This is a genomic window from Gluconobacter sp. P5H9_a, assembly GCF_018812085.1.
GTDB lineage: Bacteria > Pseudomonadota > Alphaproteobacteria > Acetobacterales > Acetobacteraceae > Gluconobacter.
Genome location: NZ_JACRVW010000051.1, coordinates 1 through 699, shown reverse-complemented (window position 1 = coordinate 699; position 699 = coordinate 1). Strand labels below are relative to the sequence as shown.

The following is a 699-nucleotide window of genomic DNA, read 5'->3' as shown; positions in this document are numbered from 1 at the left end:
GTATCAATGTCTGAACTTGATTGAGCGACAGGAGCGGCATGATGAGCGCACACCCGATTGTCCAGCATGACGACGCCGAGACGACAGCTTTTGCTGACGCCGTTCGAGACGGAATCCGCGCCGCAGATGAAGGGCGCAAGCGTCCCTATTCTGAGGTGCGTAACTGGCTCCTCTCTTGGGGTACGGAACACGAAAAACCTGCACCACAGCGCGGGTAMTCGTGCAAAATTTCATCGTTGATATTACCGATCCAGCGGTCGATGACCTCCAAAGTATTAGAAATCACATAGGGGAAGAMAACCCCGCAGCAGCAAGCCGTGTTGCTATTCAGATAGTCGCAGCCTGTGACCGTCTCGAATATCTACCGGAACGAGGCCGACCGGGCCTTGTCCCTGGCACGCGAGCACTGGTGTCCTGCTGGCCGTATGTAATCGTCTATCGCATCGCAGATTCAACGGTCGAAATCCTGCGCATCTGGCACAGTTCTCAAGACCGATAGACCGCTAACTCGTATCGMGTTGTGTTTACTTGTGCTGAGTTATGCCTACTAAAATATGAGGCAGTTCCTCTGGGGTAGTGTGGAAGCTGCCCCATTTTCGTGACCTGTCACATACCGAGCGAGGGGCCGTTGGATGATGCGCCGGACGCCTCACCCGGCCCGTCTCCTACACCGTTCCATTCTGGCGCATAGCCACGCTC

2 protein-coding genes are annotated in these 699 nt (G+C 55.3%); one reads left to right on the top strand and one right to left on the bottom strand.

The window, feature by feature from the left end:
- The coding region (locus KP708_RS15430; protein WP_215757241.1) for a hypothetical protein at positions 1-191 on the bottom strand (191 nt) is incomplete at its 3' end.
- A gap of 29 nt (positions 192-220) precedes the next feature.
- On the opposite strand from KP708_RS15430, the gene KP708_RS15425 reads away from it, so the two are divergent.
- Positions 221-499 (top strand): type II toxin-antitoxin system RelE/ParE family toxin, encoded by a 279-nt coding sequence (locus tag KP708_RS15425; RefSeq protein ID WP_371823802.1) that lies wholly within the window; start codon positions 221-223, stop codon positions 497-499.
- Positions 500-699: the final 200 nt, after the last annotated feature.